Raw genomic sequence first — 13,261 nt, forward strand, 5'->3', positions numbered from 1 at the left:
GTAAGGCTCCCGGTAGACGACCGGGTTGATAGGCCGGAGGTGGAAGCACAGTAATGTGTGGAGCTGACCGGTACTAATAGGCCGAGGACTTGACCTCAAAGCTTTTTTGCTCGCGTCCACTAGGCAATTCTGAGACAGCAAACAGTTCTGTTTGTTTGTTTCATAGGGTTACGGCGGTTATGGCGGGAAGGAAACACCCGGTTACATTCCGAACCCGGAAGTTAAGCTTCTCTGCGCCGATGGTACTGCACTCGGGAGGGTGTGGGAGAGTAGGTCACCGCCGGACAATCTTTCGAAAGGGCCCCACACGCTTGTGTGGGGCCCTTTCGCATTCACCGGCATGACAACACGAACAGGGCCACCCCCAGCAGCCGGGGTGGCCCTTTTTTGCGTTCGGGGACCAGTGGGTCAGACGCGCTGCCACAAAGCCGGCACGTTGGGTGGCTCCCAACCGGCCATTGACGTGTGCCCTTGCAGGCACCGGTACGTCGACCCGCCGTAGGTTACCTGGTCACCCGCCTGGTAGGTCACCCCAACCTTCCAGGTTCCGCCGCCCGGAGACGGGCTAGTCGTGGGCGTGGGAGTGGGCGTCTGTGTGGGTGGCACGCCCTGCACGTTGAGCACGAAGTCGAACGTCGCTTCCTTCCCCGACCCGACGGGGCGGACGTTCATGAGCAGTCTCGGGTCGTAGATGCTGTCGGTGTTGTTGCGCGGCTCGCCCGGGAAGTAGAGCTGCGTGGTGAGGATCCCACGGCCCGGAGCCTGCGCCTTGACGTGGATGTGCCGGGTACGGCCGGGGTAGAGGCCGGGCACGATGGTGGTGAGCTTGAAGGCCCCCTGGGCGTTCGTGTACTGGTGCCCACGGAAGTTGTACGTGACGTTGTCGTAGTTGCCGTTGGTGTCGGCCTGCCAGAAGTCGAGCAGGACGTTCGCCAGTGGCTGACAGGACAGTCCGAACACGTATCCGCTCACCGTCAGCGGGGTGCCCGAGCCCGGGAGGGTCGAGCGCTGGGGGGAGTTGGGCTTGAAGTAGGGGCCCTCGGTCTGCGAGATCGTGAGATCGTCACCGTCGTCGCAGAACGGGGTGGGCTCCAGCTGCTGGCCGGTCCCGGCCATGGTGCGGGCCAGGGCCGGCACCTCGCCGATCAGGAACGGGACCGGTGTCGCTATGAGAGCCGCCTTGAACAGCGCCTTTCTGGTGATTCCGCGCTGCCTTTCCTCGCGAGTGTTCTCGCCTTCCACGATGGCCTCCTTGAAAGCGCCTGCTGGGGGGTAGAGCAGGCTGTTCTCCAAGGTGGCACCCTGCGGCGGAGGTGAGTACCCTCTAATTTTCTATACGATTCACGATATGTTTGCCCCGCGTCCAGACCGCTACGCGTGGTCAGTAGGGTTGAGGGGTGGATTATCGTGCGGTTGAACGTGCCATCCTGGAGCGGGGCGTCGAGTGGGATTTCGAGCCGACGCTCGACAGGATCGCTGCGCTCATGGATTTGCTCGGCTCGCCTCAGCGGGCGTACCCGGTCATACACATCGCCGGCACCAACGGCAAGACGACCACGGCGCGGCTGACCGAGGCGCTGCTTCGCGAGCGCAACCTCAGGGTGGGCCGGTTCACCAGCCCGCACCTGGTCACCGTGCGCGAGCGCATCACGGTCGACGGCGAGCCGCTGAGCGAGGAGCGCTTCGCCGAGGTCTACGAGGAGATCGCGCCCTACGTCGAGCTGGCCGACGCGCAGGGGCACCGGCGCATCCAGTTCTTCGAGCTGCTGACGGCCATGGCGTTCGCGGCGTTCGCCGACACGCCGGTCGACGTCGCGGTCATCGAGGCCGGCATGGGCGGTTCGTGGGACGCGACGAACGTCGCCGACGGCCTGGTGTCGGTCATCACGCCCATCTCCCTCGATCACATGGATCGTCTGGGTCCTGACATCCCGAGCATCGCCGGGGAGAAGGCCGGGATCATCAAGCCGGGCGCCACTACCGTGCTCGCTCAGCAGGAGCTGGCCGCGGCCGAGGTGCTGATACGCCGCGCGGCCGAGGTCGGCGCCGTGGTGGCCCGCGAGGGGCTGGAGTTCGGCGTGCTCGGCCGGGAGATGGCGATGGGCGGGCAATTGCTCACCCTGCGCGGGCTCAAGGGCGTCTACGACGAGATCTACCTGCCGCTCTACGGCAGCTACCAGGCCAGCAACGCGGTGTGCGCGCTGGCCGCCGTCGAGGCGCTGACCGGTGGCGACGATCCGCTCGACGCGGATCTGGTGCGCCAGGCGTTCGCCCAGGCGGCCTCGCCCGGCCGGATGGAGGTCGTACGGCATACGCCCACGGTGGTGATCGACGCGGCGCACAACCCCGGCGGGCTGGAGGCGAGCCTGGAGGCGCTGCACGAGGCGTTCGACTTCGCCAAGGTGATCGGCGTGGTCGCCGTCATGCGCGACAAGGACGTCGAGACCCTGCTGGAGCTGCTGGAGCCGATGCTCGACGAGATCGTGGTGACGCGCAACTCCTCGCCCAGGTCGTTGTCGGCGCAGGAGCTCGCCGCGCTGGCCGTGCCGCTGTTCGGCGAGGACCGTGTGCACGTCGTCGAGCGGCTCGACGAGGCCATCGACAGGGGCATCGGCATCGCCGACGCGGAGGGCGAGTTCAGCGGGACCGGGGTGTTCATCACCGGTTCGGTGGTGACTGCCGGAGATGCCCGGCATTTGCTCAAGGCGGATGGTGTGAGATGAATTTCGAGGTCACACCGGGCATGCGCAGGCTCGGCGCGAGCGTGCTCGGCATGGAGGCCATCGTGGCCGGGCTCATCACGCCGGTGGCGATCACCGTGGGCGGCGTGGCCCCCGCGCTCGCCGTCGCGGTCGGCATCGGGCTGCTGGTGTTGTGCGTGGTCGCCGCGGGCCTGCTCAAACGGCCCTTCGGATACGTCATGGGCAGCGTCATCCAGGTGCTGGCCATCGCCACGGGCTTCATCGTGCCGACCATGTTCTTCCTCGGCGCGATCTTCGCGGCGCTGTGGATCACCGCGATTATCGTAGCTCGCCGTGTCGAGGGCGTGACTTCCCGCTAAAGTCGGCCTACATGGCCGTCCCCCCGATTCAACGGTCGCCGCTTCCGGCTGGCCTCAGACATTCCTGGCTGCTCGACGTGGTGCTCGGGCTGCTCGTCCTCGTGGCGTTGCCGCTGGCGATCGTCACGATACCCAACACGCTGTCCGTGGTCGCCGACCTGCTGCCGGGCGACTTCGACCAGATCGGGCTGAGCCGTACGCACGGGCTGGCGCTGCCCGCCCTGATGCTGACGGTGCCGCTCGCGGCCGTCGCGTTGCGGCGGATGAAGGTGGCTCACGTGCTGGTCGCGGGGCTCGCGCTGGTGGCGGTGGCCGACGCGGCGGGCGGATACGCGGCCTCAGAGCTGGTCGTCGGCGTCGTACGCGTGCTGCGCGGCGTCGGTGGCGGCCTGATCGTGCCGGCCACGCTGGTGGCGGTCTGGGACCGTACGCCCGCATTGCGCGGCCTGTGGGCCGGGGTGTTGTGCGTCAGCTTGCTGGAGGCTCAGGCGCTCGCGCTCTGGCCGCTGGTCGACGTGACGAGCTGGAAGGTCACGTTGCAGCCGTACCCGATGGCCACCGGGGTCGCGCTGGCGCTGGCGGCGGCGTACCTGCTGGTCTGGAGGCTCGCCGGGCGGGCGCCCGCGCCCGCGCCGGACGCCAGGGAGCGCAGCCGGCTGCTGCTCGCGGCCGTGCCCGCGGCGGCCATCGCGGTCGTGGCGGTCAGCACGGCGAGCGCGGGGTGGGGCGTCGTCCCGGTGATCCTGCTGGCGGGGGTGGCGATCGCCGGGCTGCTGGCGCTCGGCTCGATCGGCCGGGCGGAGGGCCGCACGCACGCGTACACGATGGTGGCCGTCGGGGTGGTGCTGCTGCCGAGCACGGCGCAGGTCACGCTGGTGGAGATGGGCGGTCTGGGCGGGCCGGGGCTGCGCGGGCTGTGGACGCCGTTCGGGGTGGCGGCGGTGCTCGCGGTCGTCGCCGGGGTGGGCGTGCGCATGTTCGCCAAGGGCGTGGGGCGGCTGGCGGCGCCGCTCGGGCTGCTGGCGATGGTGGTCGGCCTGTGCTCGGTGCGGCTGGTCGTCCCGTCGGCCGACGGGCTGGTGCTGGCGGTGCCGTTCACGTTGCTCGCGGTGGGCGCGACCGTGGCCGTCACGGCCACGCTCGGCGAGGTCGGGATCGGGGCGGCGGCGTTCGGGCTGTCGCTGGGCGTCGCCGGGGTGCTGGCGGGCTACCTGCTGGGCACCGGCGTGCAGATGTGGATGCTGGAGGGGGTCGGGTCGCGCCAGGAGCTGGTCGACAGCTTCGTGGGCGCGTTGCACTGGTGGGCGTTGATCGGCGGGTTCCTGCTGGTGGGCGTGATCGTGCTGGCGGCGGTGATGGGGCGGCGGCCGTCCCGGGAGGAGGAGCCGCCGTCCGGTGAGGAGCCGGCGGAGGTCGCGGTCGGGGCCGGTCGTGAGCGCGGGGCCGCGGCGCAGGAGCCGGTCACGACGTGGGGCTCGGTCGTACCCGAGGGCTCTCCCGCGCCCGAGGAGGACGAGCCCGCCGAGCCCGTGCCCGCGGTGCCGCCGCAGGCGCCCTCCCCGGAGGACGGCGAGCGGTCCTGAAGTCCTCGCCCGCGCGCGTCATGCCTGTGGCGCCGAGGGTGTGGGTGCGGACGGTAAGCTGAGCGACGGCTATGGCGACGCGAGGGCCCGTGCCCCGCGGAGCGCCCTCGTGGTCAGGCCAGGCGCCCGTAGCCGCGACCCGAATCTGTTCAAAGGAGAACCACACGTGTCCGAGCGCACTCTTGTCCTGATCAAGCCCGACGGGGTGAAGCGTGGCCTCATCGGTGACGTGATCGCCCGCGTGGAGCGCAAGGGCCTCAAGGTCGTGGCGATGGACCTGCGCACCCTCGACGCCGACACCGCCAAGGCGCACTACGCCGAGCACGCCGAGAAGCCGTTCTTCGGCGAGCTGGTCGACTTCATCACCTCGGCGCCGCTCGTGGCCCTGGTCCTTGAGGGCCCGCGCGCCATCGAGGCCTTCCGCGCGCTGGCCGGCGCCACCGACCCGGTCAAGTCCGCCCCCGGCACCATCCGCGGCGACCACGCCCTGGAGATCGGCGAGAACGTCGTCCACGGCTCCGACTCGCCCGAGTCCGCGGCCAGGGAGATCAAGATCTTCTTCCCCGACCGCTTCTAGCAGTCAGCTTCACCCGCGCGCCCGCCGGCTTCACGCCGTGCGGGCGCGTCTTTTTGTCGGCGGCGGGTTGTAGCGTTCACCGAGTCTGGCAGGCGCGGGCGCAGTTGATCCGGTCGTGTGGGTGCAATTCGGGCAAAATCCAGGTTGAGGTAGGGGCTGGAGATTTTTGTGGAGCGCGAGGGCTCATTGCGCTCACTGGTGGGTACGTCACGTTACGATTCGAATTCGATCCGTAGTCATTCGCGAACGACGATACGGAGGGCTCCGTTCCCCATGGGCAGCAAGCTCGCGTTTCTCGGCCGTGACATGGCGGTCGATCTGGGCACCGCCAACACGTTGGTATACGTGCGTGGCCGGGGCATCGTGCTCAATGAGCCGTCAGTCGTAGCGATCAACACCACCACAGGCAAGATCGTGGCGGTGGGCATCGAGGCAAAGCGAATGATCGGTCGTACGCCCGGCAACATCGTCGCGGTCCGCCCGCTGAAGGACGGCGTGATCGCCGACTTCGACGTCACCGAACGGATGTTGCGCTACTTCATCCAACGAGTGCACAGACGACGCCATTTCGCCAAGCCGCGCATCATCATCGCCGTACCGAGCGGCATCACCAGCGTCGAGCAGCGCGCGGTGAAGGAAGCCGGATACCAGGCCGGCGCAAGGAAGGTCTACATCGTCGAGGAGCCGATGGCCGCCGCCATCGGGGCCGGGCTGCCGGTGCACGAGCCCACCGGGAACATGGTGGTCGACATCGGCGGCGGCACCACCGAGGTGGCCATCATCTCGATGGGCGGTGTGGTCACCAGCCAGTCGATCAGGATCGGCGGCGACGAGCTCGACCAGGCGGTGATCACGTTCGCCAAGAAGGAGTTCTCGCTGATGCTCGGCGAGCGCACCGCCGAGGAGATCAAGATGGCGATCGGGTCGGCCTGCCCCAACGGCGAGGAGACCCACGCGGAGGTGCGGGGGCGCGACCTGATCAGCGGGCTGCCCAAGACGATCATCGTGTCGAGCGAGGAGATCCGCAAGGCCACCGAGGAGCCGGTCAACGCGATCGTCGACGCGGTGAAGACCACCCTCGACAAGTGCCCGCCCGAGCTGTCGGGCGACATCATGGACCGCGGCATCGCCCTGACCGGCGGCGGTGCCCTGCTCAAGGGGCTCGACGAGCGGGTCAAGGCCGAGACCGGCATGCCCGTCCACCTGGTGGAGAACGCCCTCGACTCGGTCGCCATCGGCTCGGGCAAGTGCGCCGAGGAGTTCGAGGCCCTGCAGCAGGTGCTCGTTCCGGAGTCGCGGCACTGATGAGAGACTCGCGCCGGGCCCGGCTGATCCTGGGAGTGCTGCTGATGGCGGCGCTGGTCGTCCTGACCATCGACCATCGTGCGGGCGACAGCTCACCGCTGCGTCCGCTGCGCTCGGCGGGGGCCTGGGTGTTCGGCGCGGCCGAGCGGTTCGGCGGGGGCGTGGTGCGTCCCGTCGGCGGCTTCCTGCACGCCCTGGCAAGCGCGCCCAGCGCGCAGCGGCACATCGAGCAGCTCCAGGAGGAGAACGCCAGGCTGCGGGCCGGGCTGTCCTCCAGCACGCTCGACGCCACCCGCTCGGCGGAGCTGAAGAAGCTGCTCGGCCTCTCCGGCACCGGCGGCTACAAGGTGGTCACGGCCAACGTGGTGGCCAGGCGCGGGCAGCCGGGGTTCGAGGACAGCGTGCAGATCGACGTGGGCACCGGTGACGGGGTGCGTCCCGACATGACGGTGCTCAACGGTGACGGGCTGGTCGGCCGGGTCATCCACGCCTCGTCGGCCACCTCCACGGTGGTGCTGCTCAGCGACCCCGCCTCGGCCGCCGGGGGGCGGCTGGAGGGCGGCCAGGAGATCGGCGTGGTGCACGGGGTGGGCGAGAACGGGCGGCTCGTGCAGTTCCGGCTGCTCGACTCGACGGCGCCGATGGAGCGGGGCGGTCGCATCGTCAGCTTCGGCTCCAAGAACGGGCGGCCGTACGTGCCGGGGGTGCCGATCGGGGTGATCGAGCGGGTGGAGTCCACGCCGGGGGAGCTGACCCGCATCGCCTACGCCAGGCCGTTCGCCGACCTGACGGCGCTCGACGTGGTCGGCGTGGTGGTCGAAGGGCCTAAGCGGGATCCGCGTGACGCGGTCCTGCCGGTCAAGGAGGGGGCGCGGTGATCGGCGACGGCACGCCCTCCGGCGAGGCCGCTGCTGGTGTGGTGATCGGGGGATGAGAAGCGTGCTGCTTTCGGCGGGGACGGAGGCGCGGTGATCGGGGCGATGGTCGTGGTGCTGGCGTTGCTGGCACAGGTCATGCTGGTCAACCGGCTGCCGTTGCCGGCGGGTGGCGCGCCTGACCTGGTGCTGCTGGCGGTGGTGGGCATGGCGCTGGAGCGCGGGCCGGTGGCGGGGGCGATGGTCGGCTTCTTCTCGGGGCTGCTGGTGGACCTGGTGCCGCCGACGGCGCATCTGATGGGCCAGTACGCGTTCGTGCTGGCCGTGGTCGGTTATGTGGCGGGGCGTGGCGCGGGCGGGCCGGCGACGACCGTCGTGCTGTGCGTGCTGATCGCGCCGCTGGTGGCCGTGGGGGTGGCCGGGCTGCTGTCCGATCCGCGGGTGTCGCTGGCGACGCTGACCCAGCAGGTGCCCGTCACCGTTCTCTACACGCTCATCGTGGCGCCGGTGGTGATCTGGCTGGCCACCCGGGGGAGACAGCCGAGGTACTCGACATGATCCGCATGCGTACCAGGTTGCTGGTGCTGCACGTCCTGGTGGTGCTGCTGCTCGTCGTGCTGGCCGTACGGCTGTGGCAGGTGCAGGTCGTGCGCGGCCAGGAGTTCGTGACCAGGGCGATGGAGACCAGGACGCGCACGGTGATCGTGCCCGCGGTGCGGGGGCAGATCCTCGACTCGTCGGGGCGTCCGCTGGTGCGCAACAGGACGGCGCTGGTCGTGTCCGTCGACCGGACGAAGCTGAACAGGATGCCGGGCGGGGGGATGAGCGTGCTGCGCAGGCTCTCCTCGGTGCTCGACCGGCCGGTCAAGGACCTGCGGCAGCGCATCACGCCCTGCGGGCCGGGGGTGGGCAAGCCGTGCTGGACGGGGTCGCCGTACCAGCCGGTTCCGCTGGACGAGAAGGTGGACACGCGCGAGGCGTTGCAGATCCTGGAGCGGCAGGAGGAGTTCCCGGGGGTGACCGCGGAGATCCACTCCGTCCGGCAGTACCCGGGCGGACGGGCCGGGGCGCAGATGCTGGGTTACCTGCAGCCGGTGACCGAGGCGGAGCTGGAGAAGCGCGAGGGGCTCAAGGCCAGCTTCTCCGGTGTCGACCTGGCCGGGCGCGACGGCATCGAGTACGTCTACGACGACGCGCTGCGTGGCAAGTCGGGGCTGCGCAGGGTGCAGGTCGACCGGATGGGCAAGGCACTCGGGGTCGAGGAGCAGGTGCCGCCGGTCGCCGGCGACCACCTGGTGACCAGCATCGACGCGCGGGTGCAGGCGGTGACGGAGAAGGCGCTCGCCAACGCGATGAAGAACGCGCCCGGGGCCGACGGCGGCGCCGCGGTGGTGCTCGACGCGCGTTCCGGGCGGGTGGTGTCGGTGGCCAGCGCGCCGGGGTACGACCCGGAGATCTGGGCCGGTGGCATCTCGGCCAAGGGTTACCAGTGGCTGTTGTCGGACAAGTCGGGTAAGCCGCTGGTGTCGCGGGCGATCAACGGGCAGTTCGCGCCCGGTTCGACGTTCAAGGTGTCGTCGGTGTCGGCGATGTTGCGGGCCGGGTATCCGCTCAACGGCACGTACGACTGCCCCGGGGCGTACATGGTGGGCGACCGGTCCTTCAGCAACTTCCGGGGGATCGGCCTCGGGCAGATGAACCTGCACACGGCGCTGGTCAAGTCGTGCGACACCATCTTCTACCGGGCGGCGTACGAGCAGTACCTGAAGGACGGCGGGCGCAACCCGAAGAAGCGCACGAAGGAGGTGTTCGCCAACACGGCCAGGGCCTTCGGCTTCGGCCGGCCGACCGGGGTCGACCTGCCGGGCGAGTCCTCCGGGCGCATCCCCGACCGGGCCTGGAAGAAGGACCTGTGGAACCGCACCAGCGCCACGAGCTGCGAGCGGTCGCGCAAGGGATATCCGGAGGAGAAGGACCGGGCGCGGGCCGACTTCCTCAAACGCCTGGCCCTGGAGAACTGCACCGAGGGCTTCCTGCTGCGGCCCGGTGACTCGGCCAACTTCGCCATCGGTCAGGGCGACGTCCTGGTGACGCCGATGCAGCTCGCGCGGGCGTACATGGCGCTGGTGAGCGACGGCAAGGTCCGCAGTCCGCGCATCGGGTGGGCGCAGGTGAGGCCCGACGGCAAGGTGGTCAAGACCATCGACGTGCCGGTGGTCGGCAAGCTGCCGATCAGCGACAAGGAGCGTAACTACATCAAGAACGCGCTGAGCCAGGTGCCCTCCGACGGCACCGCGGCGGGGGCGTTCACCGGCTTCCCGATGGACAAGGTGCGCATCGGCGGCAAGACCGGTACCGCGGAGGTGTGGGGCAAGAAGGACACCTCGTGGTTCGCGTCGTTCGCGCCCACCAACAATCCGCAGTTCGTGGTGGTCGTCATGGTGTCGCAGGGTGGCATGGGCGCCTCGACCGCGGCGCCGGCCGCACGCGAGATCTACGAGGGCATCTACGGCTTCAAGGGGCAGCCGGCCGCCGTGCCCGGCGGAAGACTCCCGACCAAGCTGCCGAAGTTCGCGCCCGACGGGACGGTGATCCACCAATGAACCGTGCCGTGGCCGCGCGGCGGCCCTCGCTCATCCAGCGGGCGATCGGCGAGCACTCGGTGGTGCGCCGCATGGACGGGCTGATGCTGGTCGCGGTGGCCGGGCTGTGCCTGATCGGCACCCTGCTGGTGTGGTCCTCGACCCGCACGTGGGCGCCCGGCGCCACCGGGCTGGTCAAGAAACACCTGCTCAACGAGGTCATCGGCGTCACCCTGTGCGCCGTGGTGGCGATGGTCGACCATCGGGCGATGCGGGCGTACGCGCCGCTGGTGTTCCTGGTGTCGCTGGTGGGACTGGCGCTGGTGATCACGCCGCTGGGCGCGACGATCAACGGGTCGCACTCGTGGATCCTGCTCGGAGGCGGGTTCGCGGTGCAGCCGTCGGAGTTCGCCAAGGTCGGGCTGCTGCTGATCATCGCGATGCTGCTGGCCCAGCCCGCCGAGGGCAGCGACCGGCCGCGCGCCCTGGACATCACGCTGGCCCTGGTCGCGGCGGGTATCACGATGGGGCTGGTGATGCTGCAGCCCGACCTCGGCACGGCGCTCGTGCTCGCCGTGATCACGGCCGCGGGGCTGGTGATCGGAGGCGTGCGCAAGCGGTGGATCGTCGGGCTGGTGCTCGTGGCGGCGGCCGGGGTGTTCTGCGTGTTCTGGTTCAACCTGCTGGAGCCGTACCAGGTGGCGCGGTTCACCGCGTTCGTCGATCCGAAGGTCGATCCGCGCGGGGTGGGCTACAACAGCACGCAGTCGCTGATCGCGATCGGTTCCGGGCAACTGCTGGGCAAGGGGCTCTTCGGCGGCGGGCAGACGACCGGCCGGTTCGTGCCCGAGCAGCACACCGACTTCATCTTCACGGTGGCGGGGGAGGAGTTCGGGTTCATCGGGTCGGTCACCGTGGTGCTGCTGCTCGGCGTGGTGCTGCTGCGCGGGCTGAAGGTCGCCAGGCACTGCGACGACCGGTTCGGCACGCTGGTCGCGGGCATGATCGTGTGCTGGTTCGCGTTCCAGACGTTCATCAATGTCGGGATGACGATCGGGATCATGCCGATCACCGGTCTGCCGCTGCCTTTCGTGTCCTATGGCGGCACTGCCACGTTCGCGAACCTCATGGCGGTAGGGCTGCTTCTGGCCATCAGAGTGCGGCGGCAGTCGTTCAACTGAGCGCGTAACGGGGGCCGTCCGCCGGCGGGCCGGATTTGTCACCGTCCGCGCGCCGCTACCCTGGACGGTATGCCTGTCGAGTCGATATTCCACCGCCTGGAAGCGCTGCTGCCCAAGGTGCAGAAGCCCATCCAGTACGTCGGGGGTGAGCTCAACTCGACCGTCAAGGACTGGGACTCCGCCGACGTGCGGTGGGCGCTGATGTACCCGGACGCCTACGAGGTCGGGCTGCCCAACCAGGGCGTGGCGATCCTCTACGAGATCCTCAACGAGCTGCCCCGCACCCTGGCCGAGCGCACCTACGCGGTCTGGCCGGACCTGGAGGCCCTCATGCGGGCCGAGGGCGTGCCGCAGTTCACCGTCGACGCGCACCGGCCGGTGCGCGCCTTCGACGTGCTCGGCCTGTCGTTCTCGACGGAGCTGGGCTACACCAACATGCTGACCGCGCTCGATCTCGCCGGGATCCCGCTCAACGCGGTCGACCGGGGCGAGGACGACCCGATCGTGCTCGCCGGCGGTCACGCGGCCTTCAACCCCGAGCCGATCGCCGACTTCCTCGACGCGGCCGTGCTCGGCGACGGCGAGCAGATCTCGATCGCCATCTCCGAGGTCATCCGTGAGTGGAAGGCCGAGGGGCGTCCCGGCGGGCGCGACGAGCTGCTGATGCGGCTCGCCGAGTCCGGCGGCGTCTACGTGCCCAAGTTCTACGACGTCGACTACCACCCCGACGGGCGCATCAAGCGGGTCGCGCCCAACAGGTCCGACGTGCCGTGGCGGGTGCACAAGCACACCGTGATGGACCTCGACGAGTGGCCCTATCCGAAGAAGCCGCTGGTGCCGCTGGCCGAGACGGTGCACGAGCGGTTCAGCGTGGAGATCTTCCGCGGCTGCACGCGCGGCTGCCGCTTCTGCCAGGCGGGCATGATCACCCGTCCGGTGCGGGAGCGTTCGATCACCACGATCGGAGCCATGGTCGACAACGGCATCAAGGAGTCCGGCTTCAACGAGGTCGGCCTGCTGTCGTTGTCCTCGGCCGACCACTCCGAGATCGGCGAGGTCGCCAAGGGCCTGGCCGACCGCTACGAGGGCACCAACACCTCGCTGTCCCTGCCCTCGACCCGGGTCGACGCGTTCAACATCGACCTGGCCAACGAGTTCTCCAGGAACGGCAGGCGCTCGGGTCTCACGTTCGCCCCGGAGGGCGGCTCCGAGCGCATGCGCAAGGTGATCAACAAGATGGTCACCGAGGAAGACCTCATCCGCACGGTCACCACCGCCTACTCGCAGGGCTGGCGGCAGGTGAAGCTCTACTTCATGTGCGGGCTGCCCACCGAGCAGGACGAAGACGTGCTCGGCATCGCCGACCTGGCCAAGAAGGTCATCCAGGCGGGCCGCGAGGCGACCGGCAGCCGCGACATCCGCTGCACCGTCTCCATCGGCGGATTCGTGCCCAAGCCGCACACCCCGTTCCAGTGGGCCGGGCAGGCCGACCACGAGACCGTCGACCGGCGGCTCAAGGCGCTGCGCGACTCGCTGCGCGGCGACAAGCAGTACGGCCGGGCTATCGGCTTCCGCTACCACGACGGCAAACCGTCCATCGTGGAGGGCCTGCTCTCGCGCGGCGACCGCAGGGTCGGCGCGGTGATCAGGGCCGTGTGGGAGGCCGGCGGCAGGTTCGACGGGTGGAGCGAGCACTTCTCCTACGACAGATGGATGCAGGCCGCCGAGAAGGCGGGCGTCGACGTCGACTGGTACACCACGCGTGAGCGGGCCGAGAACGAGGTCCTTCCGTGGGACCACCTCGACGCCGGGCTCGACCGCGAATGGCTCTGGCAGGACTGGCAGGAGGCCGTGTCCGGTGGCGAGGTCGAAGACTGCCGCTGGACCCCGTGCTACGACTGCGGGGTCTGCCCGACCATGGGCACCGAGATCCAGATAGGCCCGACAGGGCGCAAGCTCCTTCCTCTCACCGTGGTCTAGCGCGCTCAGTGGGCGAGCCGTGTCACGGCGTACACATACACGTGTCGCGGCGGCTTATCCTGGGAGAAGGAACTCTGACAAGGGAAGGACGCAAAGCTCTGAAACCTGTTCCCGACG

At 69.4% G+C, this 13,261-nt stretch carries 11 protein-coding genes and 2 rRNA genes; 12 read left to right on the forward strand and 1 reads right to left on the reverse strand.

Annotated elements, in window-relative coordinates:
* Both ACFYUV_RS00005 and rrf read left to right on the forward strand, forming a co-directional pair.
* Positions 1–97 (forward strand): 23S ribosomal RNA (locus ACFYUV_RS00005); the annotation flags it as partial.
* Positions 98–169: 72 nt separating this feature from the next.
* Positions 170–286: ribosomal RNA gene (gene rrf / locus ACFYUV_RS00010) — 5S ribosomal RNA — on the forward strand.
* A 122-nt stretch (positions 287–408) separates the two neighbouring features.
* On the opposite strand, the gene ACFYUV_RS00015 is transcribed toward rrf, so the two are convergent.
* Positions 409–1,242, reverse strand: a complete 834-nt coding sequence (locus ACFYUV_RS00015) for a carbohydrate-binding protein (protein ID WP_358283946.1) — start codon at positions 1,240–1,242, stop codon at positions 409–411.
* Between the two features lie 155 nt (positions 1,243–1,397).
* Here ACFYUV_RS00015 and ACFYUV_RS00020 point away from each other — a divergent pair, with 155 nt between their 5' ends.
* The 10 genes from ACFYUV_RS00020 (at position 1,398) to ACFYUV_RS00065 (ending at position 13,144) form a co-directional block, all read left to right on the forward strand.
* Entirely contained in the window at positions 1,398–2,723 is a 1,326-nt protein-coding gene (locus tag ACFYUV_RS00020) for a bifunctional folylpolyglutamate synthase/dihydrofolate synthase (RefSeq protein ID WP_387663365.1), read from the forward strand.
* Positions 2,720–3,061, forward strand: a complete 342-nt coding sequence (locus ACFYUV_RS00025) for a DUF4233 domain-containing protein (RefSeq protein ID WP_387663367.1) — start codon at positions 2,720–2,722, stop codon at positions 3,059–3,061. Before ACFYUV_RS00020 ends, ACFYUV_RS00025 begins: the two co-directional genes overlap by 4 nt.
* 11 nt (positions 3,062–3,072) lie before the next feature.
* A complete protein-coding gene (locus tag ACFYUV_RS00030; RefSeq protein WP_387663369.1) occupies positions 3,073–4,644 on the forward strand; it encodes a hypothetical protein in 1,572 nt (523 codons plus the stop codon).
* Between the two features lie 166 nt (positions 4,645–4,810).
* Positions 4,811–5,221, forward strand: coding sequence for a nucleoside-diphosphate kinase (gene ndk / locus ACFYUV_RS00035; protein WP_352358020.1), 411 nt, complete (start codon positions 4,811–4,813; stop codon positions 5,219–5,221).
* Between the two features lie 273 nt (positions 5,222–5,494).
* On the forward strand, positions 5,495–6,526 hold the full coding sequence (locus ACFYUV_RS00040) for a rod shape-determining protein (protein ID WP_352328454.1): 1,032 nt from the start codon (positions 5,495–5,497) through the stop codon (positions 6,524–6,526).
* A complete protein-coding gene (mreC, locus tag ACFYUV_RS00045; protein ID WP_387663371.1) occupies positions 6,526–7,404 on the forward strand; it encodes a rod shape-determining protein MreC in 879 nt (292 codons plus the stop codon). The genes ACFYUV_RS00040 and mreC overlap by 1 nt, the downstream gene beginning before the upstream one ends.
* A 90-nt stretch (positions 7,405–7,494) precedes the next feature.
* A complete protein-coding gene (gene mreD / locus ACFYUV_RS00050; RefSeq protein WP_352328456.1) occupies positions 7,495–7,959 on the forward strand; it encodes a rod shape-determining protein MreD in 465 nt (154 codons plus the stop codon).
* On the forward strand, positions 7,956–10,004 hold the full coding sequence (mrdA, locus tag ACFYUV_RS00055) for a penicillin-binding protein 2 (protein ID WP_387663373.1): 2,049 nt from the start codon (positions 7,956–7,958) through the stop codon (positions 10,002–10,004). The genes mreD and mrdA overlap by 4 nt, the downstream gene beginning before the upstream one ends.
* Positions 10,001–11,164 (forward strand): rod shape-determining protein RodA, encoded by a 1,164-nt coding sequence (gene rodA / locus ACFYUV_RS00060; RefSeq protein WP_358283960.1) that lies wholly within the window; start codon positions 10,001–10,003, stop codon positions 11,162–11,164. The genes mrdA and rodA overlap by 4 nt, the downstream gene beginning before the upstream one ends.
* A 69-nt stretch (positions 11,165–11,233) precedes the next feature.
* Positions 11,234–13,144 (forward strand): TIGR03960 family B12-binding radical SAM protein, encoded by a 1,911-nt coding sequence (locus tag ACFYUV_RS00065; RefSeq protein ID WP_387663376.1) that lies wholly within the window; start codon positions 11,234–11,236, stop codon positions 13,142–13,144.
* The last annotated feature ends 117 nt before the right edge of the window (positions 13,145–13,261 follow it).

Origin of the sequence: Nonomuraea sp. NPDC003560, assembly GCF_042878785.1 — a bacterium.
Taxonomy (GTDB): Bacteria; Actinomycetota; Actinomycetes; order Streptosporangiales; family Streptosporangiaceae; genus Nonomuraea.